Origin of the sequence: Duganella radicis (assembly GCF_009720825.1) — a bacterium.
GTDB lineage: Bacteria > Pseudomonadota > Gammaproteobacteria > Burkholderiales > Burkholderiaceae_D > Rugamonas > Rugamonas radicis.
Genome location: NZ_WNKY01000060.1, coordinates 1 through 23,261 on the forward strand (window position 1 = coordinate 1; position 23,261 = coordinate 23,261).

21 protein-coding genes are annotated in these 23,261 nt (G+C 66.8%); 17 read left to right on the forward strand and 4 right to left on the reverse strand.

Annotated elements, in window-relative coordinates; all coding sequences use genetic code 11:
• Positions 1 to 187: hypothetical protein (locus GM676_RS31650; protein WP_170304379.1), on the forward strand; the 187-nt coding region annotated here is incomplete at its 5' end.
• A gap of 39 nt (positions 188 to 226) precedes the next feature.
• On the forward strand, positions 227 to 1,351 hold the full coding sequence (locus tag GM676_RS28735) for a glycosyltransferase (protein WP_155467818.1): 1,125 nt from the start codon (positions 227 to 229) through the stop codon (positions 1,349 to 1,351).
• Position 1,352: 1 nt separating this feature from the next.
• Here GM676_RS28735 and GM676_RS28740 read toward each other — a convergent pair whose 3' ends face one another.
• From GM676_RS28740 to GM676_RS28750, 3 genes are read right to left on the reverse strand one after another with little or no spacing between them, the layout of a single operon-like run.
• Complete coding sequence (locus GM676_RS28740; protein ID WP_155467819.1) at positions 1,353 to 1,940, reverse strand: LbetaH domain-containing protein; 588 nt, start codon at positions 1,938 to 1,940, stop codon at positions 1,353 to 1,355.
• 3 nt (positions 1,941 to 1,943) lie between these two features.
• Positions 1,944 to 3,923, reverse strand: coding sequence for an acyltransferase family protein (locus tag GM676_RS28745; RefSeq protein WP_155467820.1), 1,980 nt, complete (start codon positions 3,921 to 3,923; stop codon positions 1,944 to 1,946).
• The gene (locus GM676_RS28750; protein ID WP_155467821.1) at positions 3,920 to 5,200 is read right to left on the reverse strand and encodes a phenylacetate--CoA ligase family protein; all 1,281 of its coding nucleotides are present in this window, start codon (positions 5,198 to 5,200) and stop codon (positions 3,920 to 3,922) included. The genes GM676_RS28745 and GM676_RS28750 overlap by 4 nt, the downstream gene beginning before the upstream one ends.
• A 290-nt stretch (positions 5,201 to 5,490) precedes the next feature.
• On the opposite strand from GM676_RS28750, the gene GM676_RS28755 reads away from it, so the two are divergent.
• From GM676_RS28755 to GM676_RS28800, 10 genes are read left to right on the forward strand one after another with little or no spacing between them, the layout of a single operon-like run.
• Positions 5,491 to 6,564: a glycosyltransferase family 4 protein gene (locus GM676_RS28755; protein WP_229262909.1), complete on the forward strand. Its 1,074-nt coding sequence runs from the start codon at positions 5,491 to 5,493 to the stop codon at positions 6,562 to 6,564.
• A 49-nt stretch (positions 6,565 to 6,613) separates the two neighbouring features.
• A complete protein-coding gene (locus GM676_RS28760) occupies positions 6,614 to 7,894 on the forward strand; it encodes a nucleotide sugar dehydrogenase (protein ID WP_155467822.1) in 1,281 nt (426 codons plus the stop codon).
• Between the two features lie 16 nt (positions 7,895 to 7,910).
• Positions 7,911 to 8,939 carry a DUF354 domain-containing protein gene (locus tag GM676_RS28765; RefSeq protein ID WP_155467823.1) on the forward strand — a complete coding sequence of 343 codons (1,029 nt, stop codon included), beginning with the start codon at positions 7,911 to 7,913 and terminating at the stop codon, positions 8,937 to 8,939.
• 21 nt (positions 8,940 to 8,960) lie between these two features.
• Positions 8,961 to 10,064 carry a Gfo/Idh/MocA family protein gene (locus GM676_RS28770; RefSeq protein ID WP_155467824.1) on the forward strand — a complete coding sequence of 368 codons (1,104 nt, stop codon included), beginning with the start codon at positions 8,961 to 8,963 and terminating at the stop codon, positions 10,062 to 10,064.
• Between the two features lie 37 nt (positions 10,065 to 10,101).
• Positions 10,102 to 10,977: a hypothetical protein gene (locus GM676_RS28775; protein WP_155467825.1), complete on the forward strand. Its 876-nt coding sequence runs from the start codon at positions 10,102 to 10,104 to the stop codon at positions 10,975 to 10,977.
• Positions 10,974 to 12,086, forward strand: coding sequence for a non-hydrolyzing UDP-N-acetylglucosamine 2-epimerase (gene wecB, locus GM676_RS28780; RefSeq protein WP_371866404.1), 1,113 nt, complete (start codon positions 10,974 to 10,976; stop codon positions 12,084 to 12,086). Before GM676_RS28775 ends, wecB begins: the two co-directional genes overlap by 4 nt.
• Positions 12,086 to 13,084: a UDP-glucose 4-epimerase GalE gene (gene galE, locus GM676_RS28785; RefSeq protein ID WP_155467844.1), complete on the forward strand. Its 999-nt coding sequence runs from the start codon at positions 12,086 to 12,088 to the stop codon at positions 13,082 to 13,084. Before wecB ends, galE begins: the two co-directional genes overlap by 1 nt.
• A 16-nt stretch (positions 13,085 to 13,100) precedes the next feature.
• Positions 13,101 to 14,261 carry a nucleotidyltransferase family protein gene (locus GM676_RS28790; protein ID WP_155467827.1) on the forward strand — a complete coding sequence of 387 codons (1,161 nt, stop codon included), beginning with the start codon at positions 13,101 to 13,103 and terminating at the stop codon, positions 14,259 to 14,261.
• Complete coding sequence (locus tag GM676_RS28795) at positions 14,258 to 15,670, forward strand: mannose-1-phosphate guanylyltransferase/mannose-6-phosphate isomerase (RefSeq protein ID WP_155467828.1); 1,413 nt, start codon at positions 14,258 to 14,260, stop codon at positions 15,668 to 15,670. Before GM676_RS28790 ends, GM676_RS28795 begins: the two co-directional genes overlap by 4 nt.
• Before the next feature lie 54 nt (positions 15,671 to 15,724).
• Positions 15,725 to 16,735 (forward strand): TIGR03790 family protein, encoded by a 1,011-nt coding sequence (locus GM676_RS28800; RefSeq protein WP_229262911.1) that lies wholly within the window; start codon positions 15,725 to 15,727, stop codon positions 16,733 to 16,735.
• Here the strand turns inward: GM676_RS28800 and GM676_RS28805 are convergent.
• The gene (locus GM676_RS28805; protein ID WP_155467830.1) at positions 16,698 to 17,288 is read right to left on the reverse strand and encodes a PEP-CTERM sorting domain-containing protein; all 591 of its coding nucleotides are present in this window, start codon (positions 17,286 to 17,288) and stop codon (positions 16,698 to 16,700) included. The two genes, GM676_RS28800 and GM676_RS28805, sit on opposite strands and share 38 nt — an antisense overlap.
• 194 nt (positions 17,289 to 17,482) lie before the next feature.
• Here GM676_RS28805 and GM676_RS28810 point away from each other — a divergent pair, with 194 nt between their 5' ends.
• The 5 genes from GM676_RS28810 (at position 17,483) to gspG (ending at position 23,255) form a co-directional block, all read left to right on the forward strand.
• Positions 17,483 to 20,488 (forward strand): ExeM/NucH family extracellular endonuclease, encoded by a 3,006-nt coding sequence (locus tag GM676_RS28810; protein ID WP_155467831.1) that lies wholly within the window; start codon positions 17,483 to 17,485, stop codon positions 20,486 to 20,488.
• 21 nt (positions 20,489 to 20,509) lie between these two features.
• The gene (locus tag GM676_RS28815; protein WP_155467832.1) at positions 20,510 to 21,139 is read left to right on the forward strand and encodes an NF038129 family PEP-CTERM protein; all 630 of its coding nucleotides are present in this window, start codon (positions 20,510 to 20,512) and stop codon (positions 21,137 to 21,139) included.
• 105 nt (positions 21,140 to 21,244) lie between these two features.
• Positions 21,245 to 21,943, forward strand: coding sequence for a winged helix-turn-helix domain-containing protein (locus GM676_RS28820; protein ID WP_155467833.1), 699 nt, complete (start codon positions 21,245 to 21,247; stop codon positions 21,941 to 21,943).
• A 2-nt stretch (positions 21,944 to 21,945) separates the two neighbouring features.
• The gene (epsA, locus tag GM676_RS28825; RefSeq protein ID WP_155467834.1) at positions 21,946 to 22,746 is read left to right on the forward strand and encodes an XrtB/PEP-CTERM-associated transcriptional regulator EpsA; all 801 of its coding nucleotides are present in this window, start codon (positions 21,946 to 21,948) and stop codon (positions 22,744 to 22,746) included.
• A gap of 77 nt (positions 22,747 to 22,823) precedes the next feature.
• Entirely contained in the window at positions 22,824 to 23,255 is a 432-nt protein-coding gene (gene gspG, locus GM676_RS28830) for a type II secretion system major pseudopilin GspG (RefSeq protein ID WP_155467835.1), read from the forward strand.
• Positions 23,256 to 23,261: the final 6 nt, after the last annotated feature.

The window sequence follows — 23,261 nt, forward strand, 5'->3', positions numbered from 1 at the left end:
CGCCACTGCGGCCGGCGCCGCCCTGGCCCTGCTGCTGCCGCGCGATGGCCTGTGGGCGCTGGCCGGCGCGGCCGCCTTGCTGGGCCTGGGCTATTGCGCCGGCGTGCTGCTGCTGGGCGTGCTCGACAAGACCGACCGCCAGCTGGTCAACCGCAGCGTCGGCCGCACGGTGTTCCGCGCCGTGTGACGGCGCTTCCCGATTCCCTCACTTTCCATCAGGTGCACCTTGAAGATACTTGCGCTCTATCCCGGTCTGAACCCCGCCTTTGACGAGGTGGCCTACGCGCTGCCGCCGCTGATCGCCCATGGCTGCCAGGTGCGCGTGATCACCTCCCAGGTCTCGGCCCTGAAAAGTAGCGAGCTGGGCAACACATTCGAGGATTTCGGCGGGGTCGAGATTTACCGCAGCTATGCCGACCCGTGGAAGATGATCGCGCTGGACCCAGCCAGCACCGCGGAGGTGCAGCGGCTGGTGGCGGAGTTCCAGCCCGACCTGTTCCTGGTCAACTCGCCGCATTGCCTGCCGCTGCTGCGCCTGCTGCGGCGCCACCACTGGCTGCCGGCGGTGCTGCGGCTGGAGTCGGCCGATCCGCTGACCCTGGTGCGCCGGCGCAACTACCTGGGCTTCCCGCCGCTGGGGCGGGTGGTCGGCCGCGGCTACTGGAACCGCTATGCGCGCGAGGTCGAGGCCATCATGGTCAACGACCCGCCCGACCTGCACCATCTGGTGCGCCTGGGCCGGCCGGACTGCCCGGTGTACTACGCCGCCCACTGCGCCCAGCAGCCGGCCGGGGTGGCGCTGGCGGCCAGCCGCGACATGGGGCAAATGATTTATATCGGTTCGCTGATCCGCCACAAGAATTGCGACGCCTGGCTGCGCAACGTGCCGGTGATCCTGGAGCAGACCCCGACCGAGCGCTTCACCGTGATCGGGCGCGGCCCGTTCCAGCATGTGCTGGACACGCTCAAGCAGCGCTACGGCGCGCGCATCGAGCACATCACCGGCGTCACCCGGGTCGAGGCGCTGCAACGCCTGTCGGGCGCCGGCTTCGCCTACACCGAGGCCACCACCGGCTGGGGCTTCCTGTGCGACGCCTGGTCGACCAACACCCCGGTGCTGTGCCCGCAATCGACCTTTGGCGTGGTGCCGGGCTGGACCGGGATGATGCCGCAGACGCCGGCGGCGCTGGCGAAAACCGTGCGCCGCCTGTACGACGACCCCGATTACTACCAGACCTTGCAGCAGGGCGGCGCCACCCGCTACCAGTCCGAGCACGTGGCCGAGGTGGTGGCGCGCCAGTACCTGCAAATCCTGCGCGAGGTGGCCGCCGCCGGCGGCCGCGCGGCCTAGTTCAGGCGCCCGCCAGGGGCGCCGGGTTCATCACATCCGGGGTGCAGCCGCTGCGCACCACCACCCCGGGATTGCCACTCACCACCGAATACGGCGGCACGTCGGCGCTGACGAAGGCGCCGCCGCCGATGCGGCTGCCGCGGCCTATGGTCACGCCGCCGACAATGATGGCGTGCGGCCCGATCCAGACCTCATCCTCGATGCGCGGATAGCCGGTCTGGCGCGCGCCGTCGGCGGCGATGCGGTCGCGCCGCCCCAGCGTCACGCCATGGAACAGGGTGACGTTGGCGCCGATCCGCGCGCCCGGGCTGACCACCAGGCTCCAGCCGTGGGTGATCGCCAGGCCGGCGCCGATCTCGGTCTGCCATGAAAAATCCATGCCGGCCCAGTGGCTGCACAGGCGGTGCGCCAGCTTGAACAGCGGCAGCAGCGGCCGCGCCCGGCTGGCCCGCACGGCCTGGCACAGGCGCAGCGTCACGATCGGGCGGAAATTGCGCCGCGTCAGGAAGCCCCGGCACACCAGCGCCGCGCTGTAGCGGCCGAACTGGCGGTGGGTGTCGCCCCGCAGGGCCTGCACAGGGGAGGTCATGGCTTACCCCCGGGCGTCGATGGCCGGCCGCAGATAGGCGGCCGCGCGTTTCACATAGGCCGGCCGCATGTGGATCGGGTCGGTGTACAGCGGCTGGCCGCTGGCGTCCAGCACCGGGCAGGCGTTGGCGGCGCACAGGAACTGGCTCGGATCGATCAGCTCGGCGCCGGTCTGTTGCGCGATCGCCCGCAGGCGCGCCAGCGGCGCGGCGTTGTCGGCCTGGTAGCGGTCCAGCGCCACCGCGCGGATCTCCGGCAGCGGATGGATGCTCGACCAGCGCGAGCCGGTGTACATGCGGCGCGGATCGTAGGCGTCGCCGCTCGGCGGTTGCAGCACCAGCACCACCCGCTTGCCGCGCGCGCGCAGCGCCGCCATGCCGCGTTGCAGCGACTGGTAGGCGGCCTCCATCGCCGGCGCCTGCGGGAAGGTCAGGCGGGCGCCGCCGTCGTCGATTTGCAGGTTGCTGTTGTCGGCCTGGAAGTAGCCATTCCAGGCGGCGCCGATCACCACCGTGTCCACCGCCGGCCCGGCCGCCAGCGCGTAGGCCGCGTCCACCGCCTGGCGGCAGCGCGGGAACTTGGCCAGCGGCAGGCGGATCACGCCGGGGATGGGCGGGCAGCCGCCGGCGGTGGCAAAGATGATGCTGCTGGTCTGGGCGCCGTGCTCGCGCACCTGCTGCTCGACATAGGGACCGTACTGCTGCATCACGGAATCGCCGAGGAACACGGTCAGGCCCTTGCCCGGACTGGACAGCTTCTGGAAGGTGATGCCGTCGTGGCGCAGCGGCACGAACAGCGGGCCGGGGAAGTCGCTGTCGTTCAGGGCGTTGAGGTAGATATCGGCGCCGTGGGCGTCGATGCGCTCCTTCACCATGCCGGCCGAGATGGCCAGTCCGGCCACGCTCAGCGCCACCATGGCGCCGGCCAGGCCGCCCACCACGCGCTTCTTGTCGGTGACCGCGCGCAGCGGCAGTTCCAGCAGGCGGTAGGTGGCGGCCGCCAGCACGAAGGCGGCCGCCACCACGGCGAACTTGACTTGGTAGGGCGGTTTTTCGCCAAACAGGATGTAGCTGTAGGAAATCAGCGGCCAGTGCCACAGGTACAGCGGGTAGCTGATCAGGCCGATCCACACGGCCGCCTTGCGGCTCAGCAGCAGGCGGTTGCACCAGGCGCCCGGACCGGCCATGATCAGCAGGAAGGCGCCCAGCACCGGCAGCGCCGCCCACCAGCCGGGGAACAGCATCTGCGGCTTGATCAGGGCGAAGCCGGCCAGCAGCAGCAGCGCGCCGGCGCCGCTCGCCAGGCCCTGCTGGCGCGCGCTCCACGGCCGGTGGTGCAGGTGCAGATAGGCCGCCACGCCGCCGCTCATCAGTTCCCAGAAGCGCGTCAGCGGCGAGAAGAACACGGCCGACGGGCTGGTGTCGATGCTCAGCACGTTGGCGGCCATGGACAGCACGAAAATGACCGCGGTGATCAGCAGGAAGTTCATGCGGCGCGCGAACAGCAGCCACAGGATCAGCGGCCACACCAGATAGAACTGTTCCTCCACCCCCAGCGACCACAGGTGCAGCAGCGGCTTGGTGTTGGCGGCGTTGTCGAAGTAGCCCGACTCCCACCACAGCACCAGGTTGGAGACGAAGCCGCCGCCGGCCGCCACGTGCTTGCCGATCTGGCGGAATTCGCCGTGCAGCAGCACCGCCCAGCCGAACAGCAGGGTGGCCAGCAGCACCGTGGTCAGCGCCGGGAAGATGCGGCGGATGCGGCGCGAGTAAAAGTCGGCCAGGCTGAAGCTGCCGCGTTCCAGCTGCCCCATGATGATGGTGGAAATCAGGTAGCCGGAAATGACGAAGAACACGTCAACGCCGATGAAGCCGCTGACGAACCAGGTCGGGAAGGAGTGGTACAGCACCACGGCAATCACGGCGACGGCGCGCAGGCCGTCGATATCGGGGCGGTATTTGAGCTCGGAAGTAGGGTGGGTCATGGTGTGGTGGCAGGAGTGGCGGTGGCGCTGCGGCGGATGACGAAACGGTGTTTGCTGTTGGGCAGGGTGACAAAGGGCGCGTTCAGCTCGAAGATCAGCCGCGGGAAGCGCAGCGAGTGTTCGATCCGGCCGCGGTACTGCTGCTCCAGTCCGGCCAGGGCCGCCTGGTCGAGCTGGGCGCCGTGCAGGTTGACGCGCAGCTCCTGCTCGTCAAACACGATCTGGAAGGCCTGGATGCGGCCGTCCTCGCGGAACATATGGGTGAACAATTCCGAATGCACCACGGCGCCGGCCGGATCGGTGACGATGTCGTTCTGGCGGCCGATCACCTTGTCGATCAGCGGCAAGCCGCGGCCGCAGGCGCAGCTGCGGCCGGACATCTGCACCAGGTCGCCGGTATCGTAGCGCGGCATGAACATGGCGCGGTTGGTGACGTCGGTGGCCACCAGCCGGCCATCGTCCAGCACCTCGGCGTGGCAGCGCGAGGAGATCAGGTGGAAGCCGTCGCGCTGTTCGCATTCGAAGGCCGACACGCCGGCGTCGTGGCAGCCGTACTGGCTGAAGCAGGGCACGCCAAAGGCTTGCTCGATGTCGGCCCGCATGGCCGGGGTCAGCGTCTCGGCGGTGCACACCACCCCGCGCAGGCGGTTGGGCAGGGTCTGGCCGGCGTCCAGGTGCAGGCGCGCCATGCGGTGAATGGCCGAGGCATAGCCGTACAGCAGGCGGAAGCCGCCTTTGCCCAGCTGCGCGGCGTAATCGCGCAGGCGCTGTTCGGACAGGTCGAAGGCGTTCATCACCGTCACGTTCAGCAGCCGGTAGTACAGGCGCTGCTTGTAGCCGGTGCCGAACAGCGACGAGCCGGCCAGGAAGGCGACCTTCTCGCCCAGCCGGTAGCCGGCCGCTTCCCACGACAGCAGCAGCCCGGCCCACAGGTAGGACTGGGCTTCGATGCCGGTGAAGTACACCAGCGGTTCGCCGGTCGAGCCGCCGGTCTTCTTGCGCACGCGCTTGCCCTGATAGCTGGCGTTGATGAGCTGGTCGCGGTGGGCGTTGATGAAACGCTTGTCCAGCACCGGCAAGTCCTCGAAGCGCGCCACTTGGCTGAATAGTGGCACAGTCTTGCGCAAATCGTTAAAGTAACTGTTTAATTGTTGATTCTCGCTCACGGCCAGCGCTTGCCGGCTTTGGTACTGGTTGCGCCGCAGCGTAGCCAGCAGGGAAACGGTGTGGGTGCCGCGGGCGAGGTCGATCAGGCGGAAGCGCAGCGATCCGATCATGATGCGGCACCGGCGTGGCGGGCGGCGTCGGCGGACGGGGCGGAGGAGGCGGAAGGGTGCATGGCGGTCGGTGGTCGTCTGGTCAGGAGTGTGGACTAAGGTATAACGCTAATGGCAATATTGTACATGATATATATACACGATATGGAGCCGTACGGAACCGGTGCGCGCGCCGGGTGTTGCACTGCCGCACGATTGAGAAAGCGAGTATTTACAAGGTATAATGTTGTATTATCGTTATTCGACATGCTGGTCCGTCCCTCAGGCGCCGGCGCAACAGTGGAGCGGGGATGGCGTTGAAAGTATTGATGGTGGGGACCAGCCCGGCGGGCAAGGGCGGGATCGCCACCGTGGTCTCGGTGCTGCAACAGGCCGGGTTCTTCGAACAGCAGCAGGCGCGTTATCTGGTCACCCATGCCGACGGCTCGCCCTGGCGCAAGCTGGGGGCGGCGCTGGCCGCCGCCTGGCAGGTGCTGAGCATCTGCCTGCGCGAACGGCCGGCCGTGGTGCACGTGCATTCGGCCTCGCGCGCCAGCTTCTACCGCAAGTCGCTGCTGCTGGCGCTGGCGCGCCTGTGCGGCCGCGCCACCGTGTTCCACCTGCACGGCGCCGAATTCAAACAGTTCGCCTTGCAGGAGTCGGGCCCGCTGGCGCGCTGGTGGATACGCCGCACGCTCAGCAAGAGCTCGGCGGTCATCACGCTGTCAGAAAGCTGGGCTACATTTCTTCGTGAACTGGCGCCGGCCGCGCGGGTGCGGGTGATCGCCAATTCAGTGCGGGTGCCGCCGCCGGCCGAGCCGGCGCGCGAGCAGCCGGCCCGCATCCTGTTCCTCGGGCGGGCGGATCGCCGCAAGGGGATTTTTGAACTGCTGGCGGCGCTGGCGCAGCTGGCGCCGCGGTTCCCGGCGGCGCGCCTGGTGATCGGCGGCGACGGCGACCTGGCGCTGGTGGCCCAAACCGCCGAACAGCTGGGCGTGGCGCAGCGGGTGTCCATCCTGGGCTGGATCGACAGCGCGCAGCGCGAGGCCGAGCTGGCCCAGGCCGCCGTGTTCTGCCTGCCGTCGTATGACGAAGGCTTGCCGATGGCCATGCTGGAATCGATGGCGGCCGGCAAGGCGGTGGTGGTGACGCCGGTGGGCGGCATCCCCGAGGCCATCGTCGACGGCGTCAACGGCATCCTGGTGCCGCCCGGCGACGCCGACGCCCTGGCGGCCGGCCTGGGCCGCCTGTTCGAGGACGAGGCGCTGCGGCGCCGGGTGGCCGAAGGGGCGCGCGCCACCATCGTGGCGCGCTTTGGCACCGAGGTAGTGATGAGCAAGATGGCTGAACTGTACCGGGAGCTGGCGCAGGCGCGGGGCGATTGAGTCCGCGGCCGCACCGGCTTTTTTTTGAATGCACTTGGAAAGAACGAATATGACGACGATAGCTGTACTGGGCCTCGGATATGTGGGGTTGCCGCTGGTGGTGGAATTTGGCAAGCTGGACCGTACCATCGGTTTCGATATTGCGCAGGCCAAGGTGGATGCCTGCAAGCGCGGCCAGGACCCGTCGCAGGAGTTGAGCGACGCCCAGATGGCCGAAGCCACCCATGCCGAGTATTCCAGCGACCCGGCCATCCTGCGCGAGGCCGACATCGTCATCGTTGCGGTGCCGACTCCGGTCGACGCTGCCCACAACCCCGACTTCACGCCGCTGATCGGCGCCAGCCGCACGGTCGGCGAGAACCTCAAGCCGGGCGCCATCGTGGTGTACGAGTCGACCGTCTACCCGGGCGCCACCGAGGAGGTCTGCATCCCGGTGCTGGAGCGCTACTCGGGCAAGAAATGGAAGCAGGACTTCTTCGTCGGCTACTCGCCGGAGCGCATCAACCCGGGCGACCGCGAGCACGTGCTGACCAGCATCATCAAGGTGGTGTCGGGCGACACCCCGCAGACGCTGGAAAAGGTCGCCACCATGTACGAATCGATCGTCAAGCCTGGCGTGCACCGCTGCTCCAGCATCAAGGTGGCCGAGGCCTGCAAGGTCATCGAGAACACCCAGCGCGACCTGAACATCGCGCTGATGAACGAGCTGGCCATCATCTTCGACAAGATCGGCATCGACACCTCGGAAGTGCTGAGGGCGGCCGGCACCAAATGGAACTTCCTCAAGTTCTCGCCCGGCCTGGTGGGCGGCCACTGCATCGGCGTCGACCCCTACTACCTGACCTACAAGGCCGACACGCTGGGCTACCACCCGCAGGTGATCCTGGCCGGCCGCCGCATCAACGACGGCATGGGCAAGTACATCGCCGAGCAGACCGTCAAGAACATGATCGCCGCCGGCAGCTACATCAAGGGCGCGCGCGTGAACGTGCTGGGCCTAACCTTCAAGGAAGACTGCGCCGACCTGCGCAATTCCAAGGTGGGCGACGTCATCAACGAACTGAAGACCTACGGTGTCGAAGTGTTTGTGCACGACCCGTACGCCGACGCCGACGAAGCCATGCATGAATACGGCGTGCGCCTGTTCGGCTGGGACGAGCTGCCGCGCGCCGACGCCATCGTGGCGGCCGTGTCGCACCGCGAATTCCGCCAGCAGTCGGTGGAAGACCTGCAGAAAAAGCTGATCAAGGGCGGCTGCTTCATCGACGTCAAAGCCTGTTTCGACCAGCCGCAGCTGGAAGCGGCCGGCCTGCGCGTCTGGCGTCTGTAATCCACGAAGGTATTTCATGCGTATCTGGTTTGAACTGACGAACTCCCCCCACATCAATATGTTCGCGGCCCTGATCCGCGAGCTGGAACGTGAAAAGCACGAGGTGGTCATCACCTGCCGGCCGCTGGCCAACACCATCGACCTGCTGGAGCTGCACGGCTTCAAGTACAAGGTGGTGGGCCAGCACTACGGCGGCAAGCTGTCGGCCAAGATCTTCGGCTTCCCGGTGCGGGTGGCGCAGCTGCTGCGCTACATCGGCGGCAAGCGGGTGGATGTGGCGATCTCGCAGAGTTCCTTCCATTCGCCGGTGGTGGCCAGGCTGCTGGGCAAGCGCGTGATCTACATGAATGACAACGAGCATGCGATGGGCAACATCCCGGCCTTCCTGTGCGCCAGCCAGATCCTGGTGCCGGAATTCCTCGGCATCGACAAGCTCAAGAAGCAATGGGCCAATCCGAAGAAGGTGCAGCACTATCCGGGCGTCAAGGAGGGCATGTACCTGTGGGAGCTGGACCAGCGCCTGGCGCAGCAGCGCGGCGGTGCGCCGCGCCCGCCGCGCGCCCGGCGCGTGGTGTACCTGCGGCCGGAACCCTGGACCGCCCAGTACTACAAGGGCAGCCGCAACTTCCTCGACAACCTGGTGCTGGGCCTGAAGGACCATGTGGACGTGATCCTGCTGCCGCGCGGCAAGGAGCAGGGCGTGCATTACCAGGACGCCCGCTTTGCCGGCGTGCGCGTGGTGACCACCGCGCTCGACATCGCCGACATCGCGCCCGACTGCGACCTGTTCATCGGCGCTGGCGGCACCATGACGCGCGAGATGGCGGTGCTGGGCGTGCCGACCATCTCGGTCTACCAGGATGAACTGCTGGACGTCGACCGCCACCTGCTGGAGGTCGGCGCCTTCCAGCACTGGCCCGCACTGACGGCTGAGCAAGCCCTGGCCTACCTGGAGCAGGCCACGCAGCAGCCGCCCAACCGCCAGCTGCTGGAAAAGGGCAAGGCGGCATACAACCTGGTTAAGCAACGCATTTTGAACGGCTAAAATTTAGATAAGGAACGATTTATGATACGCCTCGCAGTAGTAGGCCTGGGTAAGATGGGGTTGTCGCACCACTCGATGATCAACGCCCATCCGGGCGTCAAGGTCGCCGCGGTGTGCGACGCCGCCGGCTATGTGCTGGATGTGCTCAACAAATACACCGGTGTGCGCACCTACACCGACTTCGAGGCCATGCTGGCCGAGGTCGAGCTGGACGCGGTGATCATCGCCACGCCGTCCAGCATGCACGGCAAGATGGTCAAGGCCGCGCTGGAAAAGAACCTGCACGTGTTCTGCGAAAAGCCGTTCGTGCTGGACAACGCCGAGGGCGAGGAAGTTACTCGCCTGGCCAACGCCAAGGGCCTGGTCAACCAGGTCGGCTACCACTGCCGCTTCGTCGGTGCCTTCCAGGAAGTCAAGCGCCTGCTGGATGACAACGCCATCGGCGAGGTCACCCACATGCTGGCCGAGACCTATGGCCCGGTGGTGCTCAAGCCCAAGGGCTCGACCTGGCGCACCCAGCGCTCCGAGGGCGGCGGCTGCCTGTACGATTACGCGGCCCACCCGCTCAACCTGCTGAACTGGTACTTCGGCGCCCCGCGCGGCGTCGGCGGCTCGGTGCTCAACAAGATCTTCTCGGCCGACACCGACGACGAAGTGTTTTCCACCCTGTACTTCGAGGATGGCAAGAGCGCCCAGCTGTCGGTCAACTGGAGCGACGAGTCGTACCGCAAGATGAGCACCAAGATCACCATCTGGGGCAAGAACGGCCGCATCTACGCCGACCGCCAGGAAGTCCAGGTCTACCTGCGCAACGCCAGCCCGGAGCTGGTGCAAAAGGGTTACATCAACGGCTGGAACGTGCGCTACACCACCGAGCTGACCGAGCCGGTCGACTTCTACCTGCGCGGCGAGGAATATTCGGCCCAGCTGGATTACTTCGTGCGCTGCATCGAAGGCAAGCGCGGCGGCGACAACGTCAATTCCTTCGCCTCGGCCATGGAAACCGACCGCGCCATCTCGATGATGATTGCGGACGCTGAAAAAGGACCGTCGGTGTTTGCCGGCGACGCCCTGCCGGCGCAGCCGCAGAAAAAGAAGAAGGGCTTCTTCTTTGGCGGCCGTTGATCGGCCCTTGGTAAAAGAATTCTGACTGGAGCAGGAAATGGATCGTTTGTTATTTGGGGATAATCAGTTTTTCGGTGTGAATCACATGTCGGAGGAGAAGGCGCGCGCCCAGGCGATGCGCTTCCAGGACATCAACGCCATCATCGAGGTGCTGGACAACGCCTACGACGAGGGCGTCAAGTCCTTCATGTGCACCACCCACGACCGCATCGAGCTGGTGTGCGACCACATGCGCGCCAACCCGGAGCGCTACAAGGACTTCCAGTTCATGCCGTGCATGCCGTACGCCCACAAGTACGCCAACGCGGTGACCGAGGAGGGCATGCTGGGCGCGCTGAAGAAATTCATGCCGGACGAGGGCTTCTTCAACGCCGCGCTGCGCGGCGGCATGTCGCTGGCGCGCAAGGATATCGAGGGCATCACCACCTTGCTGATCGATGCCGAGATGAAGATGTTCGCCGGCCTCAACACGCCGGTGATCTTCCTGCAAAACGTGGTGGTGGACCTGCTGCTGGGCCTGGGCTTCAAGGAAGCGTTCCGCATCTTCGCCGACCACGTGCGCAACCGCTACAACGCCGAGCCGGGCTTCATCACCATGAACCTGCCCAAGCTGCTGGACGTGCTGGACGAGCTGGGCATCGAGAACCCGATCGTCTGCTCCAACATCAACAAGATCGGCTTCCGCATGTCGGGCGGCTTCGAGGCTTACGCGCGCGCCCTGCGCGAGCGCAAGTTCCGCGCCATCGCCATGTCGGTGTTCGCCTCCGGCGCCATCGCGCCCAAGGAGGCGATCGAATGGGTGTGCGCCCAGCCGAACATCGAGGCCATCGTGTTTGGCGCCTCCAGCCGCGGCAATATCCGCAACACGCGCCAGCTGGTGGACGCCGCCTGGCCGGCGGAGGCCGTCTCGTGAAAACCATCTACCTGGTGGCCGGCGCCCGGCCCAATTTCATGAAGATCGCCCCCATCGTGCGCGCCCTGCAGGGGCACGCGCGGCTGGCGTTCAAGATCATCCACACCGGCCAGCACTATGACCGCGACATGAGCGACGTCTTCTTCGACGAGCTGGGCATTCCGGCGCCCGACCTGTTCATGGCCGCCGGCGGCGGCAGCCACGCCGAGCAGACCGCCAAGATCATGGTGGCGTTCGAGCAGCTGTGCCAGGAGGCGCGCCCGGACGCGGTGCTGGTGGTGGGCGACGTCAACTCGACCCTGGCCTGCTCCATCGTGGCCAAGAAACTCAATATTCCGGTGGCCCACGTCGAAGCCGGCCTGCGCAGCGGCGACATGGCCATGCCGGAGGAAATCAATCGCCTGGTCACCGACAGCATCTCGGACTGGTTCTTCGTCACCGAGCCGAGCGCGGTCGAGCACCTGCGCCGCGAGGGCAAGGCCGAGTCGGCCATTCACTACGTCGGCCACGTCATGGTCGACAACGTGCTGTACCAGGCCGACAAGCTGGCCATGGCCGACACCGCCGCTTTCGAGACCAGCGCCTTCAAGGCCGCCCACGCGCGCTACGGCGTGGTGACCCTGCACCGTCCGAGCAACGTCGACGATCCGGCCATGATGGCGAACATCGCCGGCGCGCTCAAGGACATCGCCGCCGGGCTGCCGCTGGTGTTCCCGGTGCACCCGCGCACCCGCGCCAATCTGGCCAAGTTCGGCATCGACCTGGGCCCGAACATCACCCTGGTCGGCCCGCAGGGTTACATGGCCTTCCTCAACCTGTGGAAGGACGCGGTGGTGGTGCTGACCGACAGCGGCGGCTTGCAGGAGGAAACCACGGCGCTGGGCGTGGCCTGCATCACCGTGCGCGAAAATACCGAGCGGCCGGTGACGGTGGACGAGGGCAGCAATGTGCTGGCCGGCACCGATCCGGCCGTCATCGTGGCCGAGGCGCGCAAGGTGCTGGCCGGCCAGGGCAAGCAGGGCCGCCGTCCGCATCTGTGGGACGGCCAGGCCGCGCACCGCATCGTCGCCCTGCTGGACCAGGCCTTGCATCCGGTGCAGGTGGCATGATGCGGGTCTTGGTCACCGGCGGCGCCGGCTACATCGGTTCGCACACCTGCGTCGAGCTGTTGGGCGCCGGGCATGAGGTGCTGATCCTGGACAACCTGTACAACGCCCGCGCCAGCGTGCTGGAGCGCATCGAGCGCATCGCCGGCCGCGCCCCGCAGTTCGTGCAGGCCGACGTGCGCGACCGCGCCGCGCTGGAGCAGGTGTTTGCCAGCCACGCCATCGACGCCGTGATCCATTTCGCCGGCCTGAAGGCGGTCGGCGAATCGGTCGAGCAGCCGCTGCGCTATTACGACAACAACGTCACCGGCAGCCTGGTGCTGTTCGAGACCATGGCCAGATTCGGCGTCAAGACCCTGGTGTTCAGCTCCTCGGCCACGGTGTACGGCGACCCGGCCTCGGTGCCCATCCTCGAACACTTCCCGCTGTCGGCCACCAATCCCTACGGCCGCAGCAAGCTGATGATCGAGGACATGCTGCGCGACCTGTACAAGGCCGACCCGGGCTGGCGCATCGCGCTGCTGCGCTACTTCAACCCGGTCGGCGCCCATGAAAGCGGGCTGATCGGCGAAGAGCCGAACGGCATCCCCAACAACCTGGTGCCGTACATCGCCCAGGTGGCCGAGGGCCAGCGCGAATTCCTGTCGGTGTACGGCAACGACTATCCGACCCCGGACGGCACCGGCCTGCGCGACTACATCCACGTGGTCGACCTGGCGCTGGGCCATCTGGCCACCCTGGCCAAGCTGGCGACAGGTGTTGGCATTTATACATACAATCTGGGGACTGGCCGCGGCAACAGCGTGCTGGAAATGGTGCGTGCCTTCGAGGCCGCCAGCGGCCGCCCCGTGCCTTACCGCATCGTGGCGCGCCGCCCGGGCGACATCGCCGCCTGCTATGCCGATCCCGGCCTGGCCGAGCGCGAACTGGGCTGGAAGGCCACGCGGAATATTGAACAAATGTGCGCCGATTCGTGGCGCTGGCAGAGCACGCCAACCTGACACAAGGACAAGCCGCATGAAAGCGATGATACTGGCAGCGGGTAAGGGTACCCGCGTGCGTCCCCTGACGTACGACTTGCCGAAACCGATGATTCCCATCCTGGGCAAGCCGGTGATGGCCTACCTGATCGAGCACCTGCACAAATACGGCGTGACCGAGATCATGGTCAACGTCAGCTACCTGCACGAGAAGATCGAGGAATACTTTGGCGAGGGCCACCAGTACGACGTGCAGATCGGCTATTCGTTCGAGGGCTACACCAACGACGACGGCGAGGTGGTGCCGCAGCCGCTGGGCTCGGCCGGCGGCATGAAGAAGATCCAGGAATTCGGCGGCTTCTTCGACGACACCACCATCGTGCTGTGCGGCGACGCCCTGATCGACCTCGACATCAAGTCGGCCCTGTTCGAGCACCGCCGCAAGGGCGCGCTGGCCTCGGTCATCACCAAGGAAGTGCCGTGGGACAAGGTGTCCAGCTACGGCGTGGTGGTGGCCGACGCCGACGGCCGCATCACCGAGTTCCAGGAAAAGCCCAGGCAGCAGGACGCCAAGTCCAACTTCGTCAGCACCGGCATCTATATCTTCGAGCCGGAAGTGATCGACCTGATCCCATCCGGCCAGCCGTTCGACATCGGTTCCGAACTGTTCCCGCTGCTGGCCGAAAAGGGCTTGCCGTTCTACGCCCAGACGCGCGGTTTCAACTGGACCGACATCGGCAGCGTCAGCGACTACTGGGAAACCTGCCAGAGCGTGCTGATGGGCGAGGTGGCGAACCTGCACATGCCGGGCATCCAGCTTGACGACGGTCTATGGGTCGGCCTGAATACCAGCATAGACTGGGAGGGCACCACCATCGAAGGCCCGGTGTATATCGGTTCCGGCACCCGCATCGACGCCGGCGCCCACATCGTCGGCCCCACCTGGATCGGCCACGGCAGCCACGTCTGCGCCGGCGCCAAGGTGGTGCGCAGCGTGCTGTTCGAATACACCCGGGTGTTACCGAATGTTTCTTTGAACGAAATGATTGTGTTTAAGGATTATAGTGTCGACCGCGCCGGCAATATGCTGCATGTCTCGGAATCCGATCCGGACTCCTGGGCCAATGCCCGCGACCGGCGCAGCAAACGCCGCACTGAACACGGCACTGAATTAATTGACAAGAGAATCCGAGCATGAAAATTTACCCAGTTATCCTGTCCGGCGGGTCCGGCACCCGTTTATGGCCGCTGTCGCGCGCGGTGCTGCCCAAGCAGCTGCTGCCGCTGGTGTCCGAGCGGACCATGCTACAGGAAACTGCGTTGCGCCTGCACGGCCGCCCGCAGCTGATGCAGCCGCTGGTGGTGTGCGGCAACGAGCACCGCTTCCTGGTGGCCGAGCAGCTGCGTGAGGCGGGCGTGGCGCCGCTGGCCATCCTGCTGGAACCGGTCGGACGCAACACCGCGCCGGCCGTGGCCGCCGCCGCCCACTACCTGCGGGCCATCGATCCCGAGGCCGTGATGCTGGTGCTGCCGGCCGACCACGTGATCACCAATGTCGAGGCGTTTTACGCCGCCATCCAGCGCGCCGCCGCGCTGGTGGGCGAGGGCGCGCTGGCCACCTTCGGCATCGTGCCGACCGGCCCGGAAACCGGCTATGGCTACATCCAGAGCGGCAAGGCGGTGGCCGAACAGTGCTACACGGTCGACCGCTTCATCGAGAAGCCGGACCGCGCCACCGCCCAGGGCTTGGTCGAGGCCGGCAACTACAGCTGGAACAGCGGCATGTTCCTGTTCCGCGCCGACAGCTACCTCAAGGAATTGCAGGAATACGCGCCGGCCATCGCCGCCGCCACCGCCGAGGCGGTGTCCAGGGATTACCGCGACCTCGATTTCTGCCGCCTGGACGAAGCCGCCTTCGAGGCCTGCCCGTCCGATTCGATCGACTACGCGGTGATGGAGCACACGCGCCACGCCGTGGTGGTGCCGGCCGACATCGGCTGGAGCGACGTCGGCTCGTGGTCGGCGCTGTGGGACGTGCAGCCGCACGACGCCAACGGCAACGCCACCCGCGGCGATGTCTACCTGGACGACGTGTCCGGCTCGCTGGTGCGCGCCGAGGGCCGCATCGTGGCGCTGGTGGGGGTCAAGGATCTGGTGGTGGTGGAAACCGCCGACGCCGTGCTGGTGGCCCACAAGGACCAGGTGCAGCGCGTCAAGCAGATCGTCGACCACCTGAAGCAGGAAGCGCGCACCGAGCACCTGCACCACACCCGGGTGTACCGCCCGTGGGGCTGCTACGAGGGCATCGACATCGGCGAGCGCTTCCAGGTCAAGCGCATCACGGTCAACCCGGGCGGCAAGCTGTCGCTGCAAATGCACCACCACCGCGCCGAGCACTGGATCGTGGTCAGCGGCACCGCCCGCGTCACCTGCGGCGACACCGTCACCCTGCTGACCGAGAACGAGTCGACCTACATCCCGATCGGCATGAGCCACCGCCTGGAAAACCCGGGCAAGCTGCCGCTGCACCTGATTGAAGTCCAGTCCGGCAGCTACCTGGGCGAGGACGACATCGTGCGCTTCGAGGACGTCTACCAGCGCAGCTGATGCCATGTTACAGTTCCCCTCATTGCAACCATGACGGGAACTGTAGTGCGGAAGATGATAGTGGGATTGCTGGCGCTGCTGTGCTGGCATGGCGCGGCCCAGGCGCAACTGGTGGCCAAGGCCGGCGGCTTGAGGCCGGCCCAGCTGGCGCTGGTCATCAACGATGACGAACCGAACAGCGTGGAAATCGGCGAATATTACCGCCAGGCGCGCAATCTGCCGGCCGAGAACGTGGTCCACGTGCGCATCCCCAACCGCCCGCGCAAGCTCGATGCCGAGCAGTTCCGCCAGCTCAAGGAGCAGATCGACGCCAGGCTCGGCCCGCACATCGAGGCGGTGCTGATGGTCTGGACCGCGCCCTATGCGGTCGAGTGCAATGCCATCACCGCCGCCTACACCATGGGCTTCGATGCCGAGGTCTGCGCCACGCCCTGCGGCCCGGCCAAGCCCAATCTGTATTTCAACAACACCTCGAGCGATCCCCAGGGCGAGCATGGCATGCGCCTGTCGATGCTGTTGCCGACCGATTCGGTGGCGGCCGCCAAGGCCCTGATCGGGCGCGGCGTCAGCGCCGGCTTCTCGACGCCGGCCGCCAACGCCTGGTATCTGACCACCAGCGAGAGCGCGCGCAACAGCCGGGCGCCATTCTTTCCGCGCGCCGGCGTGGTGGCCGCGCGCAAGCTGACCGTCAAGCGCCTCAGCGCCGATTTCATCGAGAACGAAAAAGACATCATGATTTACCAGACCGGCATGGCGCGCGTGGCCAGGCTGGAGACCCTGCAATTCCTGCCGGGCGCGCTGGCCGACAGCCTGACCTCGTTTGGCGGGGATTTGTATGGCACCGGCCAGATGAGCAGCCTGCGCTGGCTGGAGGCGGGCGCCACCGCCAGCTATGGCACGGTGAGCGAGCCATGCAACTACTGGCAGAAATTTCCGCAGCCGACCGTGCTGCTGTCGCACTACCTGCGCGGCGTGACCGCCATCGAGGCTTACTGGCGCAGCGTGGCGTGGCCGGCGCAGGGCGTGTTCATCGGCGAGCCGCTGGCGGCGCCGTATCGTCGCTGAAAGGGGGCGGGCGCCGGTGGCGCGCCGCCGCCCCGCCGATCAGCACCAGGCCGGCGATCAGCATGAACACCGTGCCCGGTTCCGGCACCGGCGGGATGCCGCCCTCGTTGTGATGCGGCGCGGCGCCGGTTTCGGCGCCGGCCATCGGGTTGGCGGGCGCCATCCAGCTGCCGGGACCGGTGACGGTCGTCGGCGGCGCGTCGGCTGGGTGGGCCAGGGCCAATGGCGGCTGCCATGCCAGCGGGTGTTCCTCTGCGCCCGATGCGCTGGAGCGCGTCAGGCTCATGATGTCGTCGGCCCGTTGCCGTGCCTGCCTGGCGGCGTCCGCATCGTTCTCGTAGTCATCGTCAGCCTTGTCCGCGTCGGCCAGGTAGCAGGGGCCGCGCCACTGAGGTTTGGGCGGGGCGGCGGGCGGCGGCGGTTTGGCCGCGGGCGGCTGCGACAGGCAGGGGGAGGTGGTTTGCGGCGGCGTGGCATCCGGCATCGCCATGGCGGCGCCGGCAAGCAGGGTGAGGCCGCACAGGAGGGCGCGGCAGGCAGGGATCGCGTTCATGGCGCTCCTCAAGGCTAATTATTTGAAAGTAATTTTAATTACTTCATAGAAAATATTATAGCACCTTTGCATCAAATTGCTACCGCCGGTTAGTCCGATCGGTCTAAATCGGCGTCATGATGGCGTCACGCCCGCGTCCTAATATGCAAATGGCAAGCTTCACAACCATTTTGTTAATATTTCCAGGACAGTTCATGAAAAAAATCCTTCCTCCGCCAGCGCGCACCGTGATCGCTGCCGCACTGCTGGGCGCGTTGGCCGCGCCCGCCTTTGCCGCCTCGTCGGTGGTCATCAGCCAGGTGTACGGCGGCGGCGGCAACTCCGGCGCCAAGTACAAGAATGACTTCATTGAACTGTTCAACCGCGGCGAGGCCGCCGTCGATCTGACTGGCTGGAGCGTGCAATACGCCAGCGCCACCGGCAGCAGCTGGCAGGTCACCAAGCTGACCGGCGTCAAGCTGCAACCGGGCCAGTACTACCTGGTGCAGGAAGCGGCCGGCAGCGGCGGCACCGACGCCTTGCCGACCCCGGACATGGCCACCGGCGGCATCCCGATGAGCGCCAGCGCCGGCAAGGTGGCGCTGGTGGCGGGCAGCACCGCGCTGGCCAGCGCCTCGCCGGCCGCCGGCACCTTTGTCGACCTGGTCGGCTTTGGCGGCGCCAACTACGCCGAGGGCACGGCCACCGCGGTCCTGTCCAACACCACGGCGGCACTGCGCGCCAACGGCGGCTGCACCGACACCGACAACAACAGCGCCGACTTCGGCGTCGCCGCGCCCACCCCGCGCAACACCGCCAGCCCGCTGAACGTGTGCGGCGCGCCGCCGGCGCCGGCCATCGTCGCCACCTGCCCGGCCAATCTGGCGCTGGCCTTTGGCGTCAACGGCAGCGCCGACCTGAGCGCCACCGACGCCGACGGCACCGTCAACAGCGCGGTGATCACCTCGACCGCCGTGCCGGGTATCAGCCTGGTCAACTTCCTGGCGGCCTCGGGCGCGGGCGGCACCGCCACCGCCAACCTGAGCGTGGCGGCCAGCGTGCCGGCCGGGACCTACCCGGTCAGCGTCAAGTTCGGCAATGACCAGTCGCAGGAAACCAGCTGCGCCATCAGTGTCAATGTGGCGGCGCCGGCCGCCGTCACCCACACCATCCCGCAAATCCAGGGCGACGGCGACGCCAGCCCGTACGCCGGCACCGTGCAAACCACCGAAGGCGTGGTCACCGCCAAGGTCGGCTCCGGCTTCTTCATCCAGGACGAGAACGGCGACGGCAATCCGCTGACCTCGGACGGCCTGTTCATCTTCACCACCGCCGCCAACATCGGCACCGTGCAGGTGGGCGACCGCATCCGCATCAGCGGCAGCATCGCCGAGTACACGCCGACCGGCGCCACCCGCTCCTACACCGAGATGCAGACCGTCACCGCCATCACCAAGCTGGCCGGCGGCGTCAGCATCGCCCCGACCAATATCCAGCTGCCGCACGCCAACCTGGGCCGTGTGGAAGGCATGCTGGTGCGCTTCAACGACGCGCTGACCCTGTCGCAGCTGGAATTCCTCGGCACCCGCGGCGAAATCACGCTGTCCTCGGGCCGCCTGGAAATCGCGTCCAACCGCTACCGTCCGGGCACGCCGGAAGCCGTGGCGCAGGCCGCCGCCAACCAGCTCAACCAGATCATCCTGGACGACGGCATCTTCGTCACCCCGACCACCATCCCTTATCTGGGCGAGGACGGCTCGCTGCGCGCCGGCGACACCGTGTCCGGCCTGACCGGCGTGGTCGACTTCGGCGCCAAGGGCGGTGGCGGCGCCGGCTTCAAGCTGCAACCGACCGTGGCCCCGGTGTTCTCGCACGATAACCCGCGCGCCGAACCGCCGGCCCTGGTGGCCGGCAACATCAAGGTCGCCAGCGCCAACGTGCTGAACTACTTCACCACCTTCACCGACGGCAGCGATGTCGAAGGCCGCACCGGCCAGGGTTGCGCGCTGGGCGGCAGCGTGTCCAAGTCCAACTGCCGCGGCGCCGACAACCTGAACGAATTCAACCGCCAGACCGCCAAGATCGTCGGCGAGCTGAAGGCCATCAACGCCGACGTCTACGGCCTGATGGAGATCCAGAACAGCGGCGAATACACCGTCACCAAGCTGGTCGATGCGCTCAACGAGGCGATCTCGCCGGGCACCGGCATCAAGACCTACGCCGTGGTGCCGAAACCGGCCGCCACCGGCACCGACGCCATCCGTGTCGCCATGATCTACAAGCCGGCCGCGCTGACGCTGGTGGGCGGTGCGCTGTCGGACGCCGACAGCATCAACAACCGTCCGCCGATGGCGCAGACCTTCAAGGCCAACAACGGCGCCAGATTCTCGCTGGTGGTGAATCACCTGAAATCGAAAGGCAGCTGCCCGACCGGCGGCGCCGACGCCGACCAGGGCGACAGCCAGAGCTGCTGGAACGCCACCCGCATCCAGCAGGCCAACCGCCTGGTGAACGCCTTCGTGCCGCAAGTGGTGGCCGCCGCCGGCGACGCCAAGGTGCTGCTGATCGGCGACTTCAACTCGTATGGGCAGGAAGACCCGATCGCCGCCATCACCGCCACCGGCTACGTCAACCAGCTGGAACGCTTCGTGCGCGGTAGCGGCAACATGCCATACTCCTTCGTCTTCAACGGCGAAGCCGGTTACCTCGACCACGCCCTGGCCAGCGCCGCGCTGAGCCCGCAAGTGGTGGACGCGGCCGAATGGCATAACAACGCCGACGAGCCGACCGTGCTGGACTACAACACCGACGGCAAGCCGCAGGACAAGTACACCAGCGCCCCATACCGCGCCTCGGACCACGATCCGGTGGTGATCAGCCTCAACCTGCAAGCGCCGTACACCGACGTCAGCGCCAGCGTGCGCAGCACCCCGAGCGCGCTGGTCTACAACCGCGCCACCGCCAGGTGGACCGGCAGCGTCACCCTGACCAACACCGGCGCCGCCGCCCTGAACGGCCCGTTCCAGGTGCAGTTCGACGGCGTGGTGGCCGGCGCCACCCTGGTCGGCGCCAGCGGCAGTCACGACGGTTCGCCTTACCTGAGCGTCAGCCAGTCCAGCCTGGCGGCGGGCGCCAGCATCACCGTGCCGGTCGCGTTCACCAAGACCGGCAGCGGCGGCGTCACCTACTCGGCAGTCAAAATTTACAGCGGCAACTTCTAATTCCAAGGAAAGCACAACATCATGTTTAACACCCACAACTTCCGCCGCGCCATGATGGCGCTGGTCCTGGCCGCCGCCTCCAGCCTGGCGGCCGCCGCCGGCACCTTCACCGTGGAACTCGACACCAGCGGCTACGGCGGCAGCGGCTACATCGACATCCAGCTGAACAGCGTGCCGACCGGCGCCGTCTCCACCTTCGCCGACCTGAACCACTTCGTCGGCTGGGGCAGCAGCGCCGACGCCCAGCTGTCCAACGTCACCGGCTCGCTGGCCACCGGCTTCCGCATTGAAAATGTGTATGGCGGCTACAACGACCTGTTCCACGCGGTCGACTTCACCGGCGGCAAGGTCAGCTTCACCGTCAGCTTCAGCGGCGATGCCGATCCGAGCGGCCAATACGGCTCGGTGTTCTCGGTGGCGCTGTACGGCCCGGACCAGATGACCCTGCTGGGCGACAGCGCCAGCGCCGACGGCAGCCTGGTGCACCTGAACTGGACCCCGTCCACCACGGTGGGCGGCCAGGGCAGCGCGGTGGGTGAAACCCTGGGCTCGGGCGTGGTCACCACTCCGGTGCCGGAACCGTCGACCTGGGCCATGCTGGCCGGCGGTCTGGCGCTGCTGGGCATGCTGCGCCGCCGCCAGCGCGGCTGAGATATGAAGGCGGATTTATATCTTTAACATCTGAATCCGCCACGGAAATCATATTAGTAAAGCCACATTGCTTAATGCATAGTATTTCCTTTACAGGGGAATACTATGCCAGCCGCCCACATCCTCGTCATCGAAAGCACGGCCGCGATACAAGAGCTGATTGCCCTTAACCTGGGCATGGCGGGCCACCAGATCAGCCGCGCCTCGGACGCCGAGAGCGCCTTGCTGATGCTGGAGGACAGCCTGCCCGATCTGGTGCTGCTGGACTGGAACCTGCCGGGCCAGTCGGGGCTGTCGCTGGTGCGCCGTCTGCGCGCGCAAGCCCGCACGCGCAGCCTGCCGATCATGATGGTGACCGCACGCTGCGGCGAGCCGGACAAGATCATGGCGCTGGAGTCGGGCGCCGACGATTACATGACCAAGCCGTTCAGTCCGCGCGAGATGGTGGCGCGCGTGCACTGCCTGCTGCGGCGCTGGTCGCCGCTGTCACCGGCCGAGGCGCCGGTGCAACTGGCCGGCCTGCGGCTCGACCCCTGCACCCAGCGCGTCACGGCTGGCGCGCGCGAGCTGGCGCTGGGCCGGGTGGAATTCAAACTGCTGAATTTCCTGATGAGCCATCCGGAACGGGTGCACACCCGCGCCCAGCTGCTCGATCAGGTGTGGGGCAGCGCCGCCTATCTGGACGAGCGCACGGTCGACACCCACGTCGGCCGCCTGCGCAGCGCGCTCCAGCCGAGCGGCTACCAGCGACGCATCGAAACCGTGCGCGGCAGCGGCTACCGCTTTGTGGCGGCACAGGCATGAGCATGGAACAGCTGGTCATCCTGAGCAAGCTGGAGCAGGAATACCTGCTGCACGCGATCGAAGCGGCGCTGCCGGTGCAGGACGCGCGCCAGTTCTTCCTGTGGACGCAGGGCCCCTTGCAGGCGCTGTTGCCGCACCAGGTCATGGTCTGCCTGCAATTTGGCGCGCAGGATGAGTTGCAGCACGTGGAATGCCTGCACAGCACGGTGCTGGACGCCGGGCTGCGCAGCCGCCTCAGCCATCGTGAAGACGGCCTGGCGCTGCGGCTGGCGCGCCATTGCCGCCAGGCCCAGCGCTTGCCGGCCATGCTGGACGCCGGCCCCGGGGCCGATCCGCTCAAGGCGGGGCAGGGGCTGGCGCCGTTCCAGGGCGAGCTGCGCGAGCTGGGGCTGGAAAACATGCTGATGCATGGCAGCGAGCGCCTGCCGGGCGGCTCGACCTTCTTCGTGCTGTTCGGCCTGCCGCACCGGCCGCGTCCGCGCCAGGCCTATTTCCTGGAGCTGCTGCTGCCGTATCTGCACCTGAGCTTGCAGCGCATCAACCGCCAGCAGGCGCTGGCGCGGGTGGGCACGCTGGCGCGGCCGGTCAGCGCGCGCGAGGCGGAAATCCTGCACTGGGTGCGCGAGGGCAAGAGCAACGAGGAAATCGGCCTGATACTCGGTATTTCCGGCCTGACCGTGAAAAACCACTTGCAGCGGGTGTACCGGCTGCTGGGGGTGTCGAACCGGGCCCAGGCCATCGCGCGTGGCATGGCTTTGGATTTATTCGACCGCGCGCCGCTGCCGCTGGCCCGCGCGGCATAAAAAGATTGTCTGAACTGTAAAGCCCGTGGTAGCCTCTGGCTTTCAATCCGCAGGTTGATCGCAGAGGAGTTGGCGGGATGTATGCAGTAACCAAGGGCGCGCGCAAGGCGGCCGGCTTCACTTTGCTGGAATTGCTGGTGGTGATCGTCATCATCGGCTTGCTGGCCGCATACGTGGGGCCGAAATACTTCGCCCAGCTGGGCAAATCCGAAGTCACCATCGCCAAGGCGCAGATCGAGGCGTTTGAAAAGGCGCTGGACACCTACCGCCTCGACGTTGGCCGCTATCCGACCACCGAAGAGGGCCTGGGGGCGCTGGTCACCGCACCGAACACCGCCGGCGCCAAGTGGAACGGCCCCTACCTGAAAAAAGGCGTGCCGCCCGATCCATGGGGCCACCAGTACAAATACAAGGGACCGGAAGCGGGCGCGGAATTCATCATCACTTCGGAAGGCCGCGACGGCCAGCCGGGCGGCACGGGCGAAGACGCCGACATCACCTCGCGCTGAACACCA

Bases quoted from the DNA above. Each gene is read 5' to 3' on its own strand.
- GM676_RS28740 (WP_155467819.1), bottom strand. From the start codon at position 1,940: ATGACCTCCCCTGTGCAGGCCCTGCGGGGCGACACCCACCGCCAGTTC.
- GM676_RS28745 (WP_155467820.1), bottom strand. From the start codon at position 3,923: ATGACCCACCCTACTTCCGAGCTCAAATACCGCCCCGATATCGACGGC.
- GM676_RS28750 (WP_155467821.1), bottom strand. From the start codon at position 5,200: ATGATCGGATCGCTGCGCTTCCGCCTGATCGACCTCGCCCGCGGCACC.
- GM676_RS28755 (WP_229262909.1), top strand. From the start codon at position 5,491: ATGGCGTTGAAAGTATTGATGGTGGGGACCAGCCCGGCGGGCAAGGGC.
- GM676_RS28760 (WP_155467822.1), top strand. From the start codon at position 6,614: ATGACGACGATAGCTGTACTGGGCCTCGGATATGTGGGGTTGCCGCTG.
- GM676_RS28765 (WP_155467823.1), top strand. From the start codon at position 7,911: ATGCGTATCTGGTTTGAACTGACGAACTCCCCCCACATCAATATGTTC.
- GM676_RS28770 (WP_155467824.1), top strand. From the start codon at position 8,961: ATGATACGCCTCGCAGTAGTAGGCCTGGGTAAGATGGGGTTGTCGCAC.
- GM676_RS28775 (WP_155467825.1), top strand. From the start codon at position 10,102: ATGGATCGTTTGTTATTTGGGGATAATCAGTTTTTCGGTGTGAATCAC.
- galE (WP_155467844.1), top strand. From the start codon at position 12,086: ATGCGGGTCTTGGTCACCGGCGGCGCCGGCTACATCGGTTCGCACACC.
- GM676_RS28790 (WP_155467827.1), top strand. From the start codon at position 13,101: ATGAAAGCGATGATACTGGCAGCGGGTAAGGGTACCCGCGTGCGTCCC.
- GM676_RS28795 (WP_155467828.1), top strand. From the start codon at position 14,258: ATGAAAATTTACCCAGTTATCCTGTCCGGCGGGTCCGGCACCCGTTTA.
- GM676_RS28800 (WP_229262911.1), top strand. From the start codon at position 15,725: ATGATAGTGGGATTGCTGGCGCTGCTGTGCTGGCATGGCGCGGCCCAG.
- GM676_RS28805 (WP_155467830.1), bottom strand. From the start codon at position 17,288: ATGAACGCGATCCCTGCCTGCCGCGCCCTCCTGTGCGGCCTCACCCTG.
- GM676_RS28810 (WP_155467831.1), top strand. From the start codon at position 17,483: ATGAAAAAAATCCTTCCTCCGCCAGCGCGCACCGTGATCGCTGCCGCA.
- GM676_RS28815 (WP_155467832.1), top strand. From the start codon at position 20,510: ATGTTTAACACCCACAACTTCCGCCGCGCCATGATGGCGCTGGTCCTG.
- GM676_RS28820 (WP_155467833.1), top strand. From the start codon at position 21,245: ATGCCAGCCGCCCACATCCTCGTCATCGAAAGCACGGCCGCGATACAA.
- epsA (WP_155467834.1), top strand. From the start codon at position 21,946: ATGGAACAGCTGGTCATCCTGAGCAAGCTGGAGCAGGAATACCTGCTG.
- gspG (WP_155467835.1), top strand. From the start codon at position 22,824: ATGTATGCAGTAACCAAGGGCGCGCGCAAGGCGGCCGGCTTCACTTTG.